Here is a 21007-nt window from a genome sequence, read left to right as displayed (position 1 = left end):
AGCTGGCTGTTTGCGTTTGCTCTATCTCAACGTTCAACTCACTGGCACTGAAGCCGGTCGCGCCCCAAAGAGCGGTGGACGAACCAGCACCATCAGGCCAATATCCACCAGAATATGGAAGAAGATCACCGTCCAGATGTCGCGGGTCCACCACAAGCAGAGACTCCACCCGAGAACCAGGACAATTTCGGCGATTGGGCGGTTCTTCCGAATCGCCTGCGAACGCGGTGAGTCATCAAGATGTGGAGGCAAAATGCGCAGCCAGAAGAGGCCATGAATCAGGCCACCATAAATGGTAAAGAAGATAATGCCCATCATCAACCCACCAAGGGCCGCCAAGGAAGGCGCAACGAGACCAATCAGCCATGTCCCGATCACTTCGCCTAGCCGGTAGATCAAGGCAAACGCGAGCGTTTCGGCGATCCCATTGCCAATTGCAAAGATCGCTGTTGCCCCCCAGTGCAACTGTCGCCCATCATGACGCGCTACCAGCAGATAGAGAACCTGGGTCAGTCCAAAAGACAAGATCAGGTAGAGCACGAACCATGGATGGCTGAACGTCACGGGAACATTCCATGCCGTGAGCCAGTCCCAGAGAAAGATTACCCCGAGCACCCCGGAAATAAGCCAGTAAAATAAGATCAGGCGTTCCGCATTGCGTATCGTCACACTGCTTGGTTCTTCACCCGCCTTGGGGAAGTTTTTGTTTAATTGTACATTCACGAGTGACTCCGCTGTGATGGTATCAGGCTGAGTGTATCATACTTGCACAGCATATGCAAGCGTTAATCAATCCTTTTGCACATACACAGAACCGAAACGGGTATCGACTTTTTCTCAGGACAGCAGGAGCAATTTAGGTATGAAATGACAATTCACATAAGGCATATTTTTTGTTTATATGCAATTTGAGTATAACATACCCCTATCGTTTCTGCAAGCAGATTTTAGATACGTTGATACTCGTTAGCTTTTGTGCTCTCGCAATTCTTCGTCGTCGCGCCAGATCATCGAGGCAAATATGCCTAGCACGGCGCCAAAGAAGAGTGCGCCCCCGCCCCAGGCCAACGATGAACGCAACAGCAAGAGGCCCCAGAAGCCTATGCCTGGCTCAGGTGGAAGGTTGTGTCCAGCCAACGCAATTAAGACGTTGAAGAGCCCCCCGAGCACAATTGATAGGGTGGCGAGAATCAAGGCTCCCCACAGAGCCCAACGCTTGCGGCGCTTGAGACGATGCTCTGAAATATTCATGGCAGATCTTTCGATTGTTTGAGCAACGATCGTAACTTTTTGGCGTGCTCCACGGTATAACGTGCGAGACGATTATAAACGCATTGTCTACAGGAGGTTCGCTATGAGTGATCGTGTTCTTTCGACGGCTACCGCTCGTGAAGCTATCGTTGCCTTTCAAGGGATCGTCAACGGCCCACTGCTTGACCAGATCAACCAACTCAACAGCAAAGGCCAGCTTCTCTCGCAGCCCGACAACTGGGATGGACGACTTGCCACCGAATTTCGTGCCCATTGGAGTGATACGCATCAGAAGCTAATCGCGATTCAGCATGCCCTCGAAGAATTGCGCCTGCAGATCCATCAGATCAATCAGAACATCATGCAAGCTGGCGGCAATATGTGAGGCTGAAGCTGGTGCCCTGGCAAGGGGTGTTCCGCCGACAACACATACCTTGCCAGGCACGCTACGAAACCGAGGTAGACCATGGATCCCCACTCGTTCCAACTTAGCCACGAGGAACTGCTCCTCCTCCTCGGTCTGCTGGGTTTGCCTACCCCGCTCGCCCTGGGTCCTCGTCCAACCGAAGGGTACGACCAGATCGGGCTGGGCATTGCGCTCGCCGCAGCAACCGGGAGTCTCCTTGCACGCGAACTCGTCCAACTGGATACTGAAGCCCTCTATCCTCCCGAACCTGTTCGTCCGCTCGCCGAGCTTGCCCGCTCAGTCGCTCTGGCTGATAGCTGTCTCGTCCTGGTGGAGCGTCGCGCCAACGAGCGACAGGTTGCGCATCTCACGTCGTGTGAGGGCCTTGTTGTCCTCCATACCAGTCCCTTGCCCCGTACGCATCGCCTCATGCTCCTGGGGAGCCACGCTGAGGCGACAGCCTGGCTGGTTGCTACGCTTGATGCTCATCCTGAACAGCCCAGGCCAGTTGTGACGGTCGGAGTGGATGTGCTCGCTACTACACTTGATGCTATCGATCGGGGTGACGTTGCGATTGCTCATCGCTCACTTATGACCAGTGGTCTTGAATCTGATCTGGCTAGCCAGTTCTTGTACGCGGTTGGGCCACAACCCGCCCGTTTTGCCTTTGGGGCTATGCGCGGTATGACCACTGGCCTTCCTCCGCAGGTCTGTGGGGCTGTCGCGCTTGTTGGCACATCTGGTACCTGGTGGAGCCCATCAGATGGCTCCTCTACGACGCTGACTTTGCATCCCGTTGATGGAACTAGGCTCCGCAATGAACTTGCCGCTATGACCACATGGCTTCAGCCTGTTGCTTAGGGAGATTCTTCGATGCTCACGACTAGCTCAGCTCGTCCTCCGCTACTCACCATCTACGCTCGTGGCGGCAATGATGCGGCTGCACGTCTCGAAGATGAGGCACGTCGGCTTGATGCAGCCCTTGGCCCATGTCTGGCCCGTTGCACCGAGTTCCCTGCGCCTGGTGGCATGCCTGATCTCCCGGCTCGCCTCTTGCAACTCGCACGCCGCGAAGCTGAACTTGCGTCGTGGACAGCGCAGATCGCCCATGGTTTTGCCATCGCCGATACGGCCCTGGGCGGAGGTCGCTCACTCGTCGAGACGATGCACAATGGGCTGCGGGTGCTTAGTCATCACTACGATCAGCATGGTTTCGACGGTGCCTTGATGTTGATCGCCCAGACCCTCTGGGAGCAGGGAGCCGACCAACCGGTCTTCTTTGGGGTTGATTTTACCCTTGGTGAGATTGTCGCCACCTACGAAGAGATGCATTGGAACTGGATTGGTCTGCGCTTGTTATTGCTAGTGACAAGCCTCAATCTGTCGCTAGAGTGGGTCGGCCCGGCCTTTCCCTTGCTCGCACCTGCCTTGACCCAGTTCCTGGCCTTGGGGTTGGTTCATTGTGGCCTCGAGACCATCTTCCTTGCGACCTTTGGCAATGGCCCACGCTGGGCTTACGAAGATGTGCAAGAGACCAGCGATCTGCTTGATCTGCTGCACCAGGGCTTCTGGTACGAGAGTCAAGCCCACCTGCATCCTCAACTCTTTCTCTTGATCACCACCCAGCTTGATCAACTTTCGCTCAATCTGAGTCGGCAACTCGGCAAGACGGTTGAGGCCCGTGACGAAACCACCGCTGAATACCTGATTGATGCCGAAGAGGGCATCCTCAATGTCAGTGTGACCCAGGCCTTCCAACTCAGCGCTGGCGGTGTTCCCGAAGCACACTTTCACCCGCTGATTGCGGATGCTCGTTTTGGCGATCACTGTGGGATTAGCTACTGGCCGTATGAACAGGTTCGTGTCGAACGGCTCAATGACGCCACGGGTGACTATCGCATCAGTTTTGCCGGGCTTGATCCACACAAGCCCGGTGCCGCCAATAATCTCACCGCTGTCATCCAGACCTCTATGAACCTGACCGAAACGAACGCCTACTATTTGCAGGTCAAGGCACGGTTCCTTGCTGCACTCGAGCGCATCCCACCTGGGAGTAGACTGCATCTCGAAGGCCACAGCATGGGTGGTGGAATGTGTCTGCTCTTGCGCAACGATCCCGAAGTACGCCAACGGATGCAAGAAGCGGGTATTGTCTGTGCTTCTCTGATTACCCTCGGCATGGTACGACCAAATGGTCCCGCCGGTGCCGACAAGCCTCCTGCCGAAGATGATGATCCGTTTGCGCACACGATCGAACGCCATTATGTTGACTCTGACGATGCGCTAGCCCTGAGCGTCGGGGCTGGTCATAGTGGATACGAGAATATCATCATGCTCAACAATTATTCTATTGATGATCCCATCCAGGCCCATACTAGCTATGAGGATATCAGCAAATATCAGGATCTGCCCTACGAGCTCCAGATCGCGCCTTACGAGGTTGCGAGCATCAGTTATCGCGCCTATAGCGATCTGCTCGAACTTGCCCCGTTGCCTGCACCTGCACCACCGCCGCCTGGCCCTGGCCCCAGGCCCACGCCCGCGCCCTTCAACCTTGAAGCTTCCGAAAACCTGATGCCAACGCCAGAGTCGTTTGCCTGGAATGTTGTTGTGCCAACACCAACACCCGTGCCCGTGCCAACACCGACACCCGTGCCCGTGCCAACACCAACGTCGCCTTCACCAGACCCATCAAGGTAAGTGCCTGTCGGCATTCCCATCCGTATGCAAGGGAAGCCTCTGGCTGGGTCTTTGGGGCTTGCGGCTCTAATGGAGTCTTTCCTTCGCTGGAACAAGCTAGCGTCGCAGGTTTGTTCCAGCGAAGAAGGCCGGTGGAGTCGCATCGCTTCCCGCCATCGCGCTTGTGCTGGCGAAAACCAACCTGGCTAGTCCTAGAGAGCAAACAATCATGGAAAGACCCAATTATGAAGATGTGCGCTGGGATCATGGTGCTGCCGGGGCTGCTATCTTTGCCCTGCGCTATGCTGCTGACACGATCGAACGCACTATTGGTGATTGCACAAGGCTGGGGATCGATGCTTGCCAGGTCTGGCTAGGAAGCCATCGCAGCTTCTTTGATCAGCAACGCCATACCCAGAACCTCGACGCAGGTCAGCTTGTAGGCGATTGCCGCGATGCGGCCAATCGTCTTGCCCGCGCTGATGCCGAAGCTTACGATGAACAGGTTCGCCGTGTACGCGATCGCGCCGAGTGGGAACGCCAGGAGCGTGAACGTGAAGAGGAAGAAGCGCGTGAGCGCGAACGTGAGCGTGAACGCCAATTGGCAAAGAAACCTTGAGCAGGAACCTATGCGCATGACATACCAGATCTTTAATCGTCCTCCCCGGATTCGTCCTCACTGGCCCTGCGAAAGCGTTGATTTGCCCGAGCCGCCTGATCCGCCTCAAAGCGGACGGCCTGATTTGTTGCCGATGCTGTTGCCGCTTGCCGGGGCCGGTGTGTTTGCCGGTACCGCGAGCCTCGCTGGTGGCAATCCGTTGCTGGTTGCTTTGCCAACCGGAACAATGGCCCTGCTCGGTCTTGGCCTGGGCTTCCATCAGCATCGCGTTAAGGCTCGTCATGCGGCTGCTGTTCATCGCAGCCGCACGGATCTTTTTGAAGATCAGCTGGAAACAGGTCGGACACGCCTGCGCCGCCTCTATGACCAGGAACGCACTGCGCGATCCTACCTTCATCCCGAGACCAACGAGCTCTTGTTAATTGCTGGTAGCGGCGAGGCGCGCCCTGAGCCACGGTTGTGGGAGCGCCGTATCACCGACGATGATTTTCTCGATCTGCGGGTGGGGATTGGTAGTATACCTGCCTCCAGTCAGGCCTATGTTCCTCCCCCCATGCGTGATGGTATAGTCGATCAGCGGCTCTACCGGATTGCCACTGAATATGCAACCCTGCGCCAGGTGCCTATCACGGTGCCGCTTGGCACGCTCGGTTCGCTTGGTGTGGCAGGCCCACGTGCTGCCGCAAGTGCCCTCACACGTGCTCTCCTCTGGCAAGCAGTGGTGTTGCATGCTCCGGGTGATCTCCGCGTCGCTCTGTTTTGCCCGACTGCTACCGCCGATGAATGGGAATGGCTCCGTTGGCTCCCCCATACGATCCCGTTGGGCAATGATTCTGCCCCTGGCAAGCGCATGCTTGCCACTTCACCAGGCGCTATCGGTACCCTCGGAAGCGAGTTGCTCGATCAACTCAGTCGGCGCCGTGAGCAGCGTCCCGGGGCCGATCCATCATCACAGCAAGAACCCCGTATCCTGTTGTTGATCGATGGGGCCGATTTGCCCCAGACCTACCCCGCGCTGGCCGAGGTTATCCGCCATGGTGCCTCTCTTGGTATGATCTGTCTCTTGCTGGTCGCGGCGTGGCATCAAATCCCCGAAGATTGTGCCGCGATGCTGGAACTGGATCCCTACGGTGGTCGCTGGGTACGCAGCGGCGAACAGTGGCCCCGTGGGCGTTTTACGCCCGATCAGGTTGCGCTTGCCATAAGTGATCAGCTCGCACGCCGCCTCGCAGGCATTCGTTTGCTCGAACGCGGTGGTGCACAGGATCTTCCGCGTAGCGTCAGACTCTTTGATTTGCTTGGTATACGCAATGAACTGAGTCTGACGCCACCCGCAGCTTGGTCAAAACCATTGCCTCTGGCCTGGCATCCCGATGTTCCGATCGGTGCCGGGGCAGATGGCGTGCCGGTCTGCCTCGATCTTAATGAAGGCCGTCATGGTCCGCACGGCATTATCGCCGGGGCAACCGGTGCAGGCAAGAGTGTGTTGCTGCAAACAATGGTTGCTGCGCTGTGCGCCACCCATAGCCCCGAACGCTTGCAGTTGCTCTTGATTGATTTCAAGGGCGGGGCCAGTCTGATGATGTTTGAACCCCTTCCGCATACCGCCGGTCTCGTCACTGATCTCGAGGGCCGCATGGCCGAACGCGCCGTGACGTCGATCAAGAGTGAGTTGCGACGCCGCAAGAGTTTGCTCAAGGCCCTGGCTACAACCCACGAGGTCAAGGTTGAAAATATCCGCGATTACCGCCACCTCGCCGCTAGCCAGGGTCTTCCACCTTTGCCCAATCTACTGATTGTTGTTGATGAGTTTGACGAATTAGCGCGCACCTATCCAGACTTTGTCGCCGAGTTAATCCGGGTCGTCAAACAGGGCCGCAGTCTCGGCGTGCATCTGCTGCTCGCAACACAGCAACCTTCGCGTGCCGTTACTGATGAAATTCGGAGCCAGTTGAGTTTCTTTGTCGCTCTGCGTTTGGGCAATGCGGAAGATAGTCGCACAATGTTGCTCAAGCCTGATGCAGCCTTCTTGACAACTGATTTGCCCGGACGGGCCTATATGCGCTCAGGCGGCGAAGTGCGGCCTCTCCAGGTCGCCGTCGTTACCGGAGTCTATCAGCCTACTGAACCTGGGACACACGGCCCCCGCGTGAGTTTCTTGCGCAACGGCCAGGAACAACCGGTTGCTCCAGGGTATCCCGGCCCTTCAACTGAAGGCGAAACGGACCTCGATCTGCTCGTTCGTGCCCTCCGCACGGCTGGCAGCACCATGGAACCAGCATACCCTGGCTGGCTACCGCAGCCCATCTGGCAACCGCCACTTCCACTCCGCCTGACCCTCAGAGCACTGGTTGCCGAGCCAACGTCTCTTTCGTCAAGCGAAGCATCTGGGCAAGCACAATGGCAGGGGGCACCTATTGGCTTGCTTGATGTGCCTCAAGAGTGTCGCCGCCAACCTTTTGCCTTTGACTTCGCGACCGGGCATGTGGCTCTGGTAGGCGCCCCCGGCAGTGGTAAAACAACGCTGCTGCGTACGCTCGTGCTGAGTCTGGCCCAGACCTTTGCGCCCCAGGCGCTCTGGTGTTATCTGGTTGACGCGGGTGGTCAGGGGCTCGGTTCGCTCATTGGTCTCCCGCATGTTGGTGACCATTTGCAAGCTCGTGAGGTTGAACGAGTGCGTCGCCTTCTGCGTATGTTGGACACCACGCTTCGTGAACGGCAAGAGCTTTTGCGCGCTGCTGATGCGGCTGATCTCGTGGCCTACCGGCTGCGGACAGGTATCGTTCTACCAGAACTTCTGGTTGTCATTGATAAGCTCGCCGTTCTCCGTGAAGAATTTGGCGAACAGGGTGGCGACGATGAACTGTTGGCAACCCTGATCCGTCTGGCGCGCCTCGGACGATCCTGTGGTATGCATCTGGTCATAAGTGCCGATCGCGCCACTGACCTGAGCTATCGTTTGTTAGCTTTGATCGAGCATCGCCTTACGCTCCGTCAGCCCGAACTTCACGACTATAGCGAATTGCTCGGCACGCGGGTGATAACGCCGCTGCCTGCTGGTCAGCCTGGACGTGCTCTGGTGATGCATCCCGACTATGGAGCGCTAGATCTCCAGGTTGCCCTTCCTTCTATGGTTTTGGCCCCAACCGGTGGCGCCGAACGCGAGGCAAGTCCATTCGAGCCTGATCTCACCAGTGAGGTACGCGATTATGTGACGTATCTGGCTACGTTCTGGGGCGAAAGAGGAAGCTCTGATCCCGAACCAATGCGTGTTGAGTTGCTCCCCGAACTCATCACGGTTGCTACCCTTGCCACGCCTATGCCGCCCGCACATACGAACGGTGGGTTGGTGCTCCCTGTTGGTCGCGAAAGCCGTAATCTTCATACTGCCTGGCTGGCGCTGGATAGTGAATCGCCTCATGCCCTTGTGATTGGCCCCCGGCGTAGTGGTAAAACGAGCCTGCTCCACCTGATCGTGCATCAACTGACTGCCCATCACGATCCCGCTGAACTCGGCCTGTACATTCTTGATGGTCCGCGGAGCAACCTGTCTGCGCTGCGTGAACTGGCCCATACCCGTTTCTATGCGGATGATGAACATGGGGCGGGTGCGCTGAGTATCGATCTCATCGCAGCACGGATGGCCGCTTCACCGCCCCGACGCCTTGTCCTCATTGATGATTACAACCTTTGCCGTGAGCGTATGCGCGCCCAGTTTGCGCAGAGTTATGGTGGCAGCCCCAATCTGCTCGATACGCTGGGCGAAATGATCCAGGTTGGTGGTCGTTATGGTGAGCATCTACTGCTCGCCGCCAGCGTGGCCTATGCTGATGATAACCTACTCCGTGCGCTGGATGCGGGGCGTTCCGGCCTTATTTTCTGGCCTGGCCGATATGATCCCGGCACCCGCCTGCTGGGAATCACCCTCCCTCTGAGCGATCAACGCAGTGCCGAGCAACCTCCAGGACGCGCGCTTCTGGTCAGAGAAGATGAGCATCAGCTTCTCCAGCTTGCCCGGGTTTGACCGAAAGGAAGTGAGATGCAAGCACGGCGTGAAAGCCTTACTGTTACGCTGCACTGGCTCGTTGAGGGGCATGAGCAGACAACGACTGTTGTCTGTGAAGACAGCCCTCCGGTGCAACTGATCCCCCTCCTGGCGCACGGGTGCGGCCTTCCCACCCATGATCGTACGGGTCACATGCATCGATACCAACTCCGCAACAGCACCATTGATGGCCCAGCCTTGCCGAGCAAGGCACCTCTGAGCATCCACGGCATACGAAGTGGCACTCATCTCTGGTTGACCGAGCAAGCGCTGACCCGTCAGATCGCCTGTCTGCTCAGTTTGCCTGATGGAAGCACCATTACTCTGCCGCAGCATCGTCTTGCCTTGACCCGAGCCTGGTGCTTCCATATGATGGCACTTCTGAACCCTGGATCATATCAGGCGGAACTGGCACGCCTCGCCCAGCGTACCTCAGCCTATGCCTACGTGTCACGGGAAGCCCACTGTGACATCGGGCCTGAGGCCCGTGGGGGATGGTCAATCGCTACCCGGCGTACCGATCTTGCCACCTTTCTCAACCAAGAACGCTTGCCCCCAGCAACGATGGTGCCGCTTCGCGACGGTGATCGCATTATGCCTGGCGATGCCGGGCCGACCTTGCGCATCCAGATGGTCACTGGTCACGTCGAAAGCGAGGAAGAGGCATAACACAAAACGCTCAGAGTATACTCTGAGCGTTTTGCTACCTGGTTGGCGGACCCGACGGGATTCGAACCCGCGCTCTTGGCCTTGACAGGGCCACATGTTAACCGCTACACCACGGGTCCAGGATTTGTTTGTTGGTGACCCCAGCGGGATTCGAACCCGCGATCTCCACCTTGAGAGGGTGGCGTCCTAGGCCGCTAGACGATGGGGCCACAACCTCATCACAGCGAGGAGTATACCATATCATTCCTAAAGATGCAAATCTTACAAAGCCACTGTTAGCAATGAACATCAGAGCCATGCTATAATTTCTTCAGTCTTGCACTTCTCTCTAATGATTAAGAAGCCGGCACTACCTGATGTAATTCTTAAAAACCATCAGTCGGCACTACGAATGGAACGCTGATTTAGCCCTTCCACAACCCTGTCTTAGTTTTCATACGGGAATTCCCGAACGATGTTCACCCTATCCAGTCCAGGAGGCTCACTATGGAGCGGAAAATCCGCGTGCTTGTTGCGAAGCCAGGTCTTGATGGTCACGATCGTGGGGCCAAAGTCATTGCCCGTTCACTACGTGATGCAGGCATGGAAGTCATTTATACTGGTCTGCAACAAACTCCCCAGATGATTGTGGAAGCTGCGCTTCAGGAAGATGTTGATGTCATCGGTCTGTCAATTCTCTCTGGAGCACATATGACCCTGTTGCCCAAAGTAACGCGTCTGCTAGCTGAACAGGGTATGGATGATGTGCTGGTTGTAGCTGGTGGTATTATCTCAGATAATGAAGCAGCGGTTCTCAAGGCAGAACATGGTATCGCCGAGATCTTTGGCCCCGGCGCTTCAACCCACGATATTGTCAGGTTTATAAAGGCTCATGCACTAGCAAGCCGAGATTGATGTGACGAATAGCAAACCTTCTTCCATTATGCGTGCTGACGACTTGATCCCCCGCCTACGGGCTGGGGATCGTCGGGCTCTGGCACGAGCGATTTCACTGGTAGAGCAGGGTGGTTCACGTGCCCGTACTCTGCTCGCGGATGCCTACCCCTATACGGGTCATGCTCATGTGGTTGGGATCACAGGGGCACCTGGGGCCGGCAAGTCAACCCTGGTTACAGTACTGGCCCAGGTATGGCGCCGCCGTAGTATGACGGTGGGCATTATTGCCGTTGATCCGAGTTCGCCTTTTAGTGGTGGGGCCGTCCTCGGTGATCGCATTCGGATGCAAGTGCTGGGTGGTGACCCCGGGGTCTTCATTCGTTCGATGGCGAGCCGTGGTCGCCTTGGGGGGCTTGCACGGGCTACTGCCGATGCAGTGGTGCTCCTCGATGCGGCAGGCTTTGATGTGGTTCTGATCGAAACGGTCGGGGCCGGTCAGTCCGAGGTGGATATTGCCCGTACTGCCCAGACGACGATTGTCGTTGAGGTGCCCGGGATGGGCGATGATGTGCAGAGCATCAAGGCCGGTATGCTCGAAATTGCTGATCTCTTTGTGGTCAATAAGGCCGATCATGACGGGGCTGATCGGGTGGTTCAACAACTCAAGACGATGCTCCATCTCGGTACGTACCAGCCTGATGCCTGGCAACCACCCGTGCTCAAGGCGGTCGCGCTCAAGGATCAGGGCAGTGAGGCCATTGTTGATGCCGCTGCTCAACATTTGGCGTATCTCCGCGAAACAGGGACAACAAGCCAACGTGCTCTTGACGCTGCCGAGCGTGAGTTGATTGCTGCGGTTCAGGAGTTGGCTGTTGAACGGTTACGTGGCACGGCTTGGCAAGATCTCGTGGCAATGATTGCTTCACGCGAACGCGATCCCTATACGGCTGCTGAGTTGCTCTTGCAATCATGAGTATCTACATCGGGCCTTGCCGTTGCAGATGATGCAGGCGCAAGACCCATCGAGTTGCTATGTCATTTCGTGCACGCCTGACTCTTATCTATACCGTCTTTTTTGCCCTCGCTCTACTGCTCCTCGGATGCGGTACCTATTTTGCTGTCCGCCAGGCGCTTTATGCCGGGGTGCAGCGTGAGCTCTCGGCTGCCACCAGTCAGGTGCGGGCCATTTTTAATGCCGGTGGACTCGAGCCGATTCGTACGCCCACGGGCGAACTCCGCCTTTTTTTGCGGGTTGAGTTTATCCAGATTTTTAATAATCCCAATCTCGTTGCGCAGATCTTTCGTACCGATGGCGAGTTGCTCGATAGTACTCCCAATCTTGGCAATCGTGAACTTCCCCTTCCTCCCGAGGCCTTATTGCTCGGCCCCGAAGATGTTGGAACTGGCTATAGTGTTGTGCGTGAGGTCGGCGGTCTCCGCATCGAGTCACTTGTGACCCCACTTGTCTTATCGGGTAATGAACAGGTGGTTGGCCTCGTTCAGATCTCGCGTCCTCTGCGCGATGTCGATCTGACCCTGGGGGTTCTGACGGCAATGTTGATCAGTGGCAGCGCTATTGCCCTGTTACTCACCGGTCTCGGTGCGACGCTCATTGCAGGACGGGTCTTGCGCCCCATTGATGAATTGACACGGACGGCACAGGGCATTGTCAATGCCGAAGATCTTGCTCAGCGCGTGCCTGTGCCGCCTCATCAGGATGAGTTCCAGCGTTTGACCATTACGATTAATGATCTGCTTGCCCGCCTTGAAGATCTTTTTACGACCCAACGACGCTTTGTTGCCGATGTAAGCCATGAACTGCGCACCCCACTCGCCGCGATGCAAGGCAATCTTGAGGTGCTCGACCGCGGAGGCTTGCGTGATGCTGAGCTTGCGACCGAGGCAGTTATTGATATGCGCCGCGAGACCGGACGATTGATTCGCATGGTGAATGATCTGTTGCTCCTGGCCCAGAGTGATGCCCACGTGGAACTACGCTGTGAACTGGTGGAACTTGATACCCTCGTGCTCGAAGTCTATCGCGAGTTGCGCCCCCTTGCTCAGGGTGTCCACCTCCGCATTGGGAACGAAGACCAAGTTACCATCAAAGGTGACCGTGATCGTCTCAAACAGGCCTTGCTCAACCTGGGCGTCAATGCGTTGCAGTATACGCCGCAGGGTGGCTCGGTGACGTTGAGTCTTGAACAACGGGACGGCTTTGCTTGCCTGAGTGTCGCCGATACTGGCATTGGCATCGAAGAGACCGAACTCGCGCATGTTTTTGCCCGTTTCTACCGCGCCGACCAGTCGCGCTCGCGGCATAGTGGCGGTGCGGGGCTCGGTCTCTCGATTGTCAAGCGTGTCGCCGAAGCCCATCAAGGATATGCTACGGTTGCAAGCCAGCTAGGACGCGGCAGTACCTTTGCCATCTGGCTACCCCTTGCGGTGCAGCCTGATCTGGTGGAAGCCCGCCCCGTTGACGAGACGGTTCAGGTCTAAACTGAGCATCTTCGCTCATCGTAGCGCGTGGGCTTTTCACCCTTGTAATTCGTCAATCGTCTCTTCAATCAACGTGACTGCGGCTTGCAGAGTTCCCTGATCAAAGGCAAAACGTGCGCCCGCAGCGGCAAAGAGTTCAGGGAGGGTGACTGTTCCGCCAAGCGCCAGCGCCTCACGGTAGCGCTTGACGGCAGTTGGTTGATCGTGCAACGCATTGCGCCAGACTTGCACGGCACCGAGTTGTGCCATACCATACTCAACATAATAAAATGGGTAACGATAGATATGCTGCTTGCGATGCCAGCCAGTCATCCGGTCACTTTCAAAGCCTGACCAGTCAAGGGTCCCCATGAAACGTGACCAAAGGCCATCCCAGGCCGTATCGCATGCTGATGGATCATCGGCTGCTTCAGGATTGGTGTATGCCCAATGCTGAAACGCATCAACTACAGCCATATACGGCCAGAAGAGCAGAATACCCTCAAGATGCTCGATCCGTGCGCGTGCATATGCCGCTTCATCGGCATAGTAGCCACCATCGCCACGGCGCAAATATGGTGCGGCCAGCAACTCCATCGCCATCGAGGCAACTTCGGCAAACTCAATTGGCACTGAGCGCTGCTGATGGTATGGCAACGCATCGGTCGCAAAGACATGGAAGGCATGCCCGGCCTCGTGCAGCAGGGTACGGACATCCGTTGCCATCCCGACGGCATTCATAAAAATAAATGGACGCCCGGCTGCCGCAAAAGTCGTGCAGTACCCACCCGGAGCCTTGCCTTTACGATTATCAAGATCAAGCAACTGTTCACGCCTCATCGTCCCAAAATGGGTACCGAGCACCGGATCAACCTGGCTCAAGACGGCTTCGCCACGGGCAGCCAGTTCTTCGCCATTGGCAAATGGGCGTAACGGGTTATCCTCGGGGGCACGGGCAATGATATCCCAGGGCCGCAGGCGGTCAAGCCCCAGACGCGCCGCACGCCGGGCATAGACACGCTCGGCAGCCGGCACTGCTACCTCTTCAATGGCTTCGTGGAAGCGCAGACAATCGTCAGGCGTATAGTCAAAGCGCTGACGTGCTTGCCAGGCATAGGTACGGTAATCAGGCAGATCGGCGTTTGCCGCGAGTTGCAAACGCGAGGCGAGCAGTTGGCGCCAGAGATCGTTGATGACTTCACGATCAGCCAGTTGACGGGTGGAGGCCAGTTGCCAGACCTGTTCGCGCACCCTGCGGTCAGGATCTTCAAAATAGGGGGCCAACTGCGCAATCGTCAACTCACGTTCATCCCAATGCACCGTCTGAGCACCGATTACCCGATTATATTCATTGCCAAGCCGTCGTTCTTCGGTTTGCAACGGCAGATTTGCCTCGCGGAACAAGGCTGCTTCAGCACGCAAATGACGTAACGGCACCGCAAACCCTTCTGGCTCAAGACCGCTTGCCAGCAAACGTTGCTTCAATACCTGATCAGCCGCCATCGCTTGTGGGTAGACATCGTTCAAAAACGCATGAAAACGCCGCTCGGCAACGGGGTCGGTTGTATCACACGTTGTTGCGACCGAAAGACGCGCATAGGTCTCACTGATCAAATTGCTCAAGGTTGTCCACGTTGCCAGCCATGTTGCAACGGTGCTTGCATCAAGTGGTGCCTCACGGAGCAGATCAAACCCCGGGCGCCACGCATCCCAGCCCCATTCAAGCGTCTCGAGCGCTGATGTGGGTAGTGACAATTGCATAGAATGACCTCATTCTCTCTCTATCTCTTCCGTTAGAATGAATTATACTGCAATGTAACCCTGTCGTAACTATCTACGGTACCCTTGGGGTAATACTAAAACAGAAGGAATGCGTGTTTATTGCGCACTGTCAAAGGAGACTCTTATGAGCCAGAACGCGACCGGCGGGTTTGACCCTAACGATCCGCTCGGCACCTGGCGCACCATTCGCGACGCCAACCTCGATGCCTGGGCGAAAGGTATGACTTCGCTGGTCAACACGGAAGTCTTTTCCAAAGCCATTGGCATGCAGCTCGACACGCTGCTTGCGGCTTCTGCTCCGGCACAGAAGGCTGTTCAACAGTACATGGAGACCTACCTTGCCCAGGTCAACATGCCTTCGCGTGCTGAAGTTGTAAGCCTTGCAGCCCGTATGACCAATATCGAACTTCGTCTTGATGACATGCAGGCACAACTCGACGACGTGCTGTTTGCTATTCGTGCGCTCGGTTCGGTACAACCTGCTCAGTCTGTTGATCCATCCGCTGAAGAGGCCAAGCCAGCCAACCGTCGTAGCCGGAAGCAAACAACTGAAAGTTAGGCCGCGCCGCGCAGACATGCAAGTGGGTGCTGTTGTCACGGCATGATGTTGTTGCATGCCATGATCATTCTTCGTCTATATTAGGGAGTTGCCCATGACTACACCGAGCACCGCAACCTTCGATGTTGAGGTGATGACGGCAAAATTGTATGAAGAGATGGAGCGCCTTGGTAAGAGCAGCGACACCTTCTCAAAGATTGCCGCCAGTCGTATGAATGTCCAGATCGGGCAAACGCCCCGTGAAACAATCTGGACACTCAACAAGATGAAGCTGTACCACTTCTATCCGCAGACCCCCCCCGAGCAGCGCAAAGGCACTCCGCTGCTGCTTGTGTTTGCTTTGATTAACCGGCCTGATATTTATGATCTGCGGCCTGGCAACAGTTTCATTGAATACATGGTGCGGCAGGGCTATGACATCTATCTGCTTGATTGGGGACGGCCTGGTCTCGAAGATGCAAACTATGATTTCGAGGACTTCTCGCTCAAGTTTCTCCCCCGGGCTGTCAGGGCAGTGCAACGTCATTCAGGCTCGCGCGAGTTCAGTTTGTGTGGCTGGTGTATCGGGGCAACGATTACCGCACTCTATGCGGCAATGCGTCCTGATGATGGCCTGCGCAATCTGATCTTGTTGACCGCGCCACTCGATTTTGCCAACAAAGAAGCCGGCCCTTACAACAAGTGGCTTAATACTGAGTTCTACAATGTTGACGAACTCGTGCGTCAATATGGCAATGTTCCTGGTGCAGTGATCGACTATGGGAGCAAAATGCTCAAGCCAGTCGAAAACTATGTCATGAACTATCTCAAGCTCTGGGATAATCTCGATAATCCTAATGTCGTCGAGTCATGGCTCTCGATGAATACCTGGGTTACCGATAATGTCGATTTTCCTGGGGCTGCATTCCGTCAGTGGGTCAAGGAGTTTTTCCGTGAGAACCGCTTGATGGAAGGTACGTTGATCATGGAGGGCCGTCCGGTCGAGCTCCAGAATATCAAGGCCAGTGTGCTGAATGTGATCGCCGACAAAGACCATATCGTTCCTAATTGCCAGTCGACGGCAGCTATGGATAAGTTCGGCACGCAAGATAAGCTCTTGCTCGAGATGAAGGGCGGTCATATTGGTCTGATGGTGGGCAGTGGCGCGAGTAAGCGTACATGGCCTCAGATTGATAACTGGCTTGCCAAGCGGAGTGCGTAGGGGTCGATTGTAGATGATGGTAGGCCGCATCAGCGATGTAGGGCGCGGCCTATGTTCTGGTTACGTCTGTCTAACACGGTTCGTTGTAGCATTCAACTAATTATTCAAGCCAGGTTACAGGGTCGGCCCACCGATGCCCACCAGCGGTGTCTCTGTCGACGATCCAGTATCCTCGCCATGAGGAACACTATGCGCCTCAAAGACAAGGTCGCCTTGGTCACAGGGGGTGGTCAGGGTATTGGTAAATTGACCGCAATGACGTTCGCTCGCGAAGGTGCCAAAGTTGTTGTTGCTGATATTAACATGAGCGCCGCTCAGGCCGCTGCTGAAGAAATTGAGCAGGCTGATGGGCAGGCCAAGGCTGTTTTCCTCGATGTGAGCCGGGCTGACTCGGTCGAAGCAGCGTTTCAGTCGTTGATGAACTGGGCCGGTGGCGTTGATATCCTGGTCAATAACGCTGGTATTACCCGCGACTCGCGGATGCAGAAGATGACCGAGGCTCAGTTTGATTCGGTTATTGCGGTCAACCTGAAGGGTGTCTGGCTCTGCGCTAAAACCGCTGTGCCAAGCATGATTAGCCGTGGCGGTGGCTCGATTATTAATGCTGCTTCGGTCGTCGGCCTCTATGGTAATTTTGGGCAGACCAATTATGTCGCCGCTAAGGCCGGTGTCATTGGGATGACCAAGACCTGGGCCCGTGAGCTTGGTCCCAATGGGATTCGGGTCAATGCAATTGCCCCCGGGTTTACGGCAACCGAGATGATTGCCACGGTTCCCGAAAAGGTTCTCGAAAGTGTCCGTGAGCGGACGCCTCTCCGCCGCCTCGGTCTCCCCGAGGATATTGCGAATGCTTATCTCTTCCTTGCATCAGAAGAGTCGAGCTTTATCACTGGTGTTACGCTTTCGGTGGACGGTGGGTTGCTCTTCTAGTCCATCGTGTGCGTACAGTTTTGTCAAAGCAGGTGTCACACGGTCGCAAGACCGTGTGACACCTGCTCACTCTTTCTGACCCTTTCTCTTTTGTGCTTGTGCAACGCACGCTGATCTATTCGTATATCCAACGCTACCTCGCGTTATTCGTTGGTCTCGGCCAGCGCCTTCGTCGTACGCCGTTGCGCGCATGGCCTACCCTTGAGTTTGAGGTGCGTGAAGCCACGGCACTCTATGTCGTGACGTTTCTGATCTCGGCGTCGCTCGGTGTGATCCGACAGATCTTGCTCAATGCCCGCTTTGGCCTCGGTCCCGAGGCCGCCGCTTATTATGCAGCGTTTCGTTTGCCCGAGACTGTGGCGATGCTGGTCGCCGGCGGTGCCCTGACCAATGCGTTGATTCCGGTCTTGCTGCGTGTGGCAAACCGTGATGACGAACAGTCCGCCCTGCGTCTCGTCAATGCGACCCTGACGATGATGCTGGCCTTCATCGCGCCGCTTGCGCTCGTGGCAGCCTTGGCCGCTCCGCTCTTTGTGCGCACCCTGCTCGCCCCAGGTTTTGATGCCCCAACCCAGGCCCTTACGGTGAGCCTTTCGCGCCTGATGCTGATGGAGGTGCTGCTTGTTGTGACTGAGGCAGCCCTTGCTGCTATTTTGATTAGCCGTAATCAGGTGTTGCTTCCGGCTCTCGCAATCGCTGCGCGCAATGTGACCCTGATCGGCGGCATTCTGCTCGCCCTTCTGATCCCTGAGGTGGGCATCTATGGGCCAACCATCGGCGCTCTTATTGATGCCCTGATCCAACTTCTGCTGCTGGTGCCCGGTCTTCGCCAGCGCGGGTATCGCCCAGAGGTTATCTGGGAACCCAATAATGTTGATCTGCATACGGTCGGACGCTTGATGGTGCCCAATGCGCTGGGCGCGGTCTCGAATTATGCGGGCAATATTGTTGATACGGCCTTTGCTAGTCTCACCGGCATTGCAGCGGCTGTCGGTGCGCTCTTCAATGCATGGCTCCTGATTGGTTTGCCCACCCGCTTACTCGGGGTTGCCGTCGGCCAGGCAGCTTTGCCCCACCTCGCCTTGCTCGGTATTCGCAACGATCTGGCTGGCTTTCGTCGGCTCCTCTTTCGTACCCTCGTTACGGTCTCGGTTCTTGCCTTATTTGCTGCTGCGCTCTTGATCTTGCTCGGACGCCCCTTGCTGATCCTGCTCTTTCAACGAGGAGCATTCGATGCTGCGGCAGTCGATCTGACCTATCAGGTGCTCGCGATCTATGCGCTCGGGTTGCCCAGTTATGTTGCGACTGAAGTTGCGACTCGCGCCCTCGTTGCTCGTTATGACACCCTGACCGCGATGCTCGCCAATATGCTCCAGCTTGTGATCCGCATCATGCTCGCAATGCTCTTGCTCGAACCGTTTGGGGTGGCTGCTGTGCCGATGGCCCATGTGTTGAGTGCGTTCGGCGAGACGTTGATCTTGCTCGTGGTGCTCTGGTACAAGGTGCGCGATCCGTTGCGAACGCCGTGAATCCTACAAGGGCAGATAGCGTCCAGTTGCTTGCGCCGCTCCCTGGAGTTCTTCACTTCGCCATGTGTCAGCCACAAGCTGAACCTCGTAACGCTCGGCCAGGGCGTGCGCAAATGCATCCATGATGATGCGTTCGCCTGGAACTGGTGTGAGCAGTTCATCGAGGCCAACAACGCGCTCGGCCAGCCTGGCAATCAGGTGCGTCTGGCTCGCGGTGGGAAGACCGAGCAACCGCACCAGTTCCGCTCCGGGCCAATGGCGGTACAGGCCAACCTGAAACAGCGCCCCAGGGCGCCGACGGATCTGCGAAAAACCGACCAGTTTGCGCCCGTCGGCAAGTAGTTCGTACGGCGAGCGTCCGCCAAAACAGGCTCGCCGCACCAACTCATCAAGGCTGCTCGCATCGGCACGCGCCTCAGCCACGCTAACCAGCGTTGTCGTAAGCCCCAGGCGGCCCAGCGCACTCCCCCAGACTTCGCCAAGCCAGCGGTACGCTTCGGTTACGTCAGTCCGGTAGAGTGGCGAGGTTGGTGGCAAGGCAATATCCTGCATCAGAAAGTCAGGCGTAAAGAGTACGGCGCCCCCGCCCGAGCCGCGACGATGCACTGTCACCCCGGTTTGCCTGGCGGCTTCGCGGTCAATGTCACTGATCCGTTGCCCCGAACCAAGCACCAGGGCCTCGCCAGGCGAGCCATACCAGCGCACCACAGGCTGCGCCACATCCGCAAGCCCCGCCAATAAACTATCACTCGCCGCGAGCCCGTTCGCAACGTCAGTCGCTTGATAGGGCAGCACACGCCACTTGTGCAAGCTCATCGTGCTCCATCGTTCCTGCTATGCGTTGTCATCGTGCTGTGGCTGAAAGCCAGTTCAATGTTACCAGAGGAAGACCAAAGTGTGTGGCGACACCTTCAGCCTGCGCTTCAACGCTTTGGCGTATCCTTGCGGAAAGAGGCTGAAAAGGCTCAATCGTCAAGACCAGGCCACCCTGGCGGCGCTCATAACGCCACGTACCAACAAGATGCCCGGCCACCAGCACGGTCGCCTCGATATGTCCGGCGGGACGCCAGACACGCTGGTAGTGTTCAGGCGCAATCAACTGACTTTTGTCTTTGATGCTTAGCAAGAGCGGATCAAAGCGCCCGAGGAGCTTGACTGGCCATGCTTCAGCGTCGGGTGGAACGGGATCAAGCTCAGGCAAGGCTGTACGCAACGCCAGCATTGTTTGCTCTTCAACTTGCACGTGGACCAGTTCATCAGCCAGTAAGACCGCCCAACGACGAACTTCGGTCAAGGTCCGCCCGCGCCAGTAGGCAAAATCCTGAAGGGTCGCTGGCCCATACGTGCCGAAGTATCGCTTCATCAGAGTCAGATTGGCTTCCTCCAGGTCTGGTGGCTCCCAGGCCATTTCTGGTAGCCAGCGTGTTCGGTGGGCCATCCGTGCTTCGCCTGCCTGCGGTTGCGCATGGCACGCACGACCACGCCGCGCCAGAATCGAGAAGATGCCACCCCAACCCGAAAGGTGTGTCTCATCAAGTGCTAGTTCCGTCGCACGCAAGTCGCTTCGCCCCAGATCATCTCGCTCACGCAAGAGGGCTTCTACCGTGCTGACCAGTGCTTCAAGTTCCGTCAGATTAGCCCCTGTCTTGCGCGCCTCACGCTCCCAGTAACTCTTCAGATCCGCCTGTGCCGCATAGAGCAGCGCCCAATCCTCGCGAGGATAGAGGTGCAGGGTATGGCGTTGCCCCCAGAGCTTGACCAGGCTCCGCTGCACATACAAGCGCTCGGCTAACTCGGCTGCAGTAAATGCCGGGAGCCGGTTCCACAGGGCCAAACCGGCTGCGGGCACAATTTGCGCCTGAACGCCAATTAGTTGAGATGCGACCGCTTCGGGGGTTGCCAGTGGGCAGACCAAACCCTGACAGTTTAACTGGTGCCAGCGTAGTTGGGTGTGATTCCAGATCTGTGTGTTCATGTTGGTTC

18 protein-coding genes and 2 tRNA genes are annotated in these 21007 nt (G+C 56.7%); 13 read left to right on the top strand and 7 right to left on the bottom strand.

Translation table 11 applies throughout. The features are described from left to right. Positions 1-33: 33 nt before the first annotated feature. Both EYB53_RS08995 and EYB53_RS08990 read right to left on the bottom strand, forming a co-directional pair. Positions 34-723, bottom strand: coding sequence for a hypothetical protein (locus tag EYB53_RS08995; protein WP_371879088.1), 690 nt, complete (start codon positions 721-723; stop codon positions 34-36). 243 nt (positions 724-966) lie between these two features. Further along, positions 967-1251 (bottom strand): ABC-2 family transporter permease, encoded by a 285-nt coding sequence (locus tag EYB53_RS08990; protein WP_135477862.1) that lies wholly within the window; start codon positions 1249-1251, stop codon positions 967-969. 103 nt (positions 1252-1354) lie between these two features. On the opposite strand from EYB53_RS08990, the gene EYB53_RS08985 reads away from it, so the two are divergent. The 6 genes from EYB53_RS08985 (at position 1355) to EYB53_RS08960 (ending at position 9669) form a co-directional block, all read left to right on the top strand. Continuing rightward, positions 1355-1636 (top strand): pyrophosphorylase, encoded by a 282-nt coding sequence (locus EYB53_RS08985; RefSeq protein ID WP_097653157.1) that lies wholly within the window; start codon positions 1355-1357, stop codon positions 1634-1636. Positions 1637-1717: 81 nt separating this feature from the next. Continuing rightward, positions 1718-2518, top strand: a complete 801-nt coding sequence (locus tag EYB53_RS08980; protein ID WP_135477861.1) for a hypothetical protein — start codon at positions 1718-1720, stop codon at positions 2516-2518. Between the two features lie 12 nt (positions 2519-2530). After that, a complete protein-coding gene (locus EYB53_RS08975; protein ID WP_135477860.1) occupies positions 2531-4357 on the top strand; it encodes a hypothetical protein in 1827 nt (608 codons plus the stop codon). Between the two features lie 208 nt (positions 4358-4565). After that, complete coding sequence (locus EYB53_RS08970; RefSeq protein WP_135477859.1) at positions 4566-4955, top strand: hypothetical protein; 390 nt, start codon at positions 4566-4568, stop codon at positions 4953-4955. Positions 4956-4971: 16 nt separating this feature from the next. Next, entirely contained in the window at positions 4972-8979 is a 4008-nt protein-coding gene (locus EYB53_RS08965; protein WP_254150986.1) for an FtsK/SpoIIIE domain-containing protein, read from the top strand. Positions 8980-8994: 15 nt separating this feature from the next. After that, positions 8995-9669: an FHA domain-containing protein gene (locus EYB53_RS08960; protein WP_135477857.1), complete on the top strand. Its 675-nt coding sequence runs from the start codon at positions 8995-8997 to the stop codon at positions 9667-9669. A gap of 43 nt (positions 9670-9712) precedes the next feature. Here the strand turns inward: EYB53_RS08960 and EYB53_RS08955 are convergent. Together EYB53_RS08955 and EYB53_RS08950 are read right to left on the bottom strand one after the other, a co-directional pair. After that, positions 9713-9788 (bottom strand) — tRNA-Asp (locus EYB53_RS08955). Between the two features lie 13 nt (positions 9789-9801). Further along, positions 9802-9878 (bottom strand) — tRNA-Glu (locus EYB53_RS08950). Between the two features lie 277 nt (positions 9879-10155). Here EYB53_RS08950 and EYB53_RS08945 point away from each other — a divergent pair. Genes EYB53_RS08945 through EYB53_RS08935 form a run of 3 tightly spaced genes read left to right on the top strand, consistent with a single transcriptional unit; the run spans position 10156 to position 13044 of the window. After that, positions 10156-10563 (top strand): cobalamin B12-binding domain-containing protein, encoded by a 408-nt coding sequence (locus EYB53_RS08945; protein WP_135477856.1) that lies wholly within the window; start codon positions 10156-10158, stop codon positions 10561-10563. A 28-nt stretch (positions 10564-10591) separates the two neighbouring features. After that, complete coding sequence (gene meaB / locus EYB53_RS08940; protein ID WP_135477855.1) at positions 10592-11518, top strand: methylmalonyl Co-A mutase-associated GTPase MeaB; 927 nt, start codon at positions 10592-10594, stop codon at positions 11516-11518. A gap of 59 nt (positions 11519-11577) precedes the next feature. After that, the gene (locus EYB53_RS08935; protein ID WP_135477854.1) at positions 11578-13044 is read left to right on the top strand and encodes a sensor histidine kinase; all 1467 of its coding nucleotides are present in this window, start codon (positions 11578-11580) and stop codon (positions 13042-13044) included. A gap of 36 nt (positions 13045-13080) precedes the next feature. Here EYB53_RS08935 and EYB53_RS08930 read toward each other — a convergent pair whose 3' ends face one another. Further along, positions 13081-14784, bottom strand: coding sequence for a M3 family oligoendopeptidase (locus EYB53_RS08930; RefSeq protein WP_135477853.1), 1704 nt, complete (start codon positions 14782-14784; stop codon positions 13081-13083). A 145-nt stretch (positions 14785-14929) separates the two neighbouring features. Between EYB53_RS08930 and EYB53_RS08925 the strand changes: the two genes are divergently transcribed. The 4 genes from EYB53_RS08925 to EYB53_RS08910 all read left to right on the top strand — a co-directional run bounded on the left by EYB53_RS08925 (position 14930) and on the right by EYB53_RS08910 (position 19024). Beyond that, positions 14930-15364 (top strand): hypothetical protein, encoded by a 435-nt coding sequence (locus tag EYB53_RS08925; RefSeq protein ID WP_135477852.1) that lies wholly within the window; start codon positions 14930-14932, stop codon positions 15362-15364. 94 nt (positions 15365-15458) lie between these two features. Next, the gene (locus tag EYB53_RS08920) at positions 15459-16565 is read left to right on the top strand and encodes a PHA/PHB synthase family protein (RefSeq protein ID WP_097653138.1); all 1107 of its coding nucleotides are present in this window, start codon (positions 15459-15461) and stop codon (positions 16563-16565) included. Between the two features lie 189 nt (positions 16566-16754). After that, complete coding sequence (gene fabG / locus EYB53_RS08915; protein WP_097653136.1) at positions 16755-17495, top strand: 3-oxoacyl-ACP reductase FabG; 741 nt, start codon at positions 16755-16757, stop codon at positions 17493-17495. Positions 17496-17593: 98 nt separating this feature from the next. Beyond that, positions 17594-19024, top strand: a complete 1431-nt coding sequence (locus EYB53_RS08910) for a lipid II flippase MurJ (RefSeq protein ID WP_167857318.1) — start codon at positions 17594-17596, stop codon at positions 19022-19024. 3 nt (positions 19025-19027) lie between these two features. Here the strand turns inward: EYB53_RS08910 and EYB53_RS08905 are convergent, their stop codons facing one another. Both EYB53_RS08905 and EYB53_RS08900 read right to left on the bottom strand, forming a co-directional pair. Next, complete coding sequence (locus EYB53_RS08905; protein WP_135477850.1) at positions 19028-19840, bottom strand: lipoate--protein ligase family protein; 813 nt, start codon at positions 19838-19840, stop codon at positions 19028-19030. Positions 19841-19868: 28 nt separating this feature from the next. Continuing rightward, positions 19869-20999 carry a winged helix DNA-binding domain-containing protein gene (locus tag EYB53_RS08900; RefSeq protein WP_135477849.1) on the bottom strand — a complete coding sequence of 377 codons (1131 nt, stop codon included), beginning with the start codon at positions 20997-20999 and terminating at the stop codon, positions 19869-19871. Positions 21000-21007: the final 8 nt, after the last annotated feature.

The organism is Candidatus Chloroploca mongolica (assembly GCF_004762035.2).
In the GTDB taxonomy this organism is placed as follows: domain Bacteria; phylum Chloroflexota; class Chloroflexia; order Chloroflexales; family Chloroflexaceae; genus Chloroploca; species Chloroploca mongolica.
Note: the sequence above shows the minus strand (reverse complement) of the source record. Positions and strands in the feature narration are given on the sequence as shown.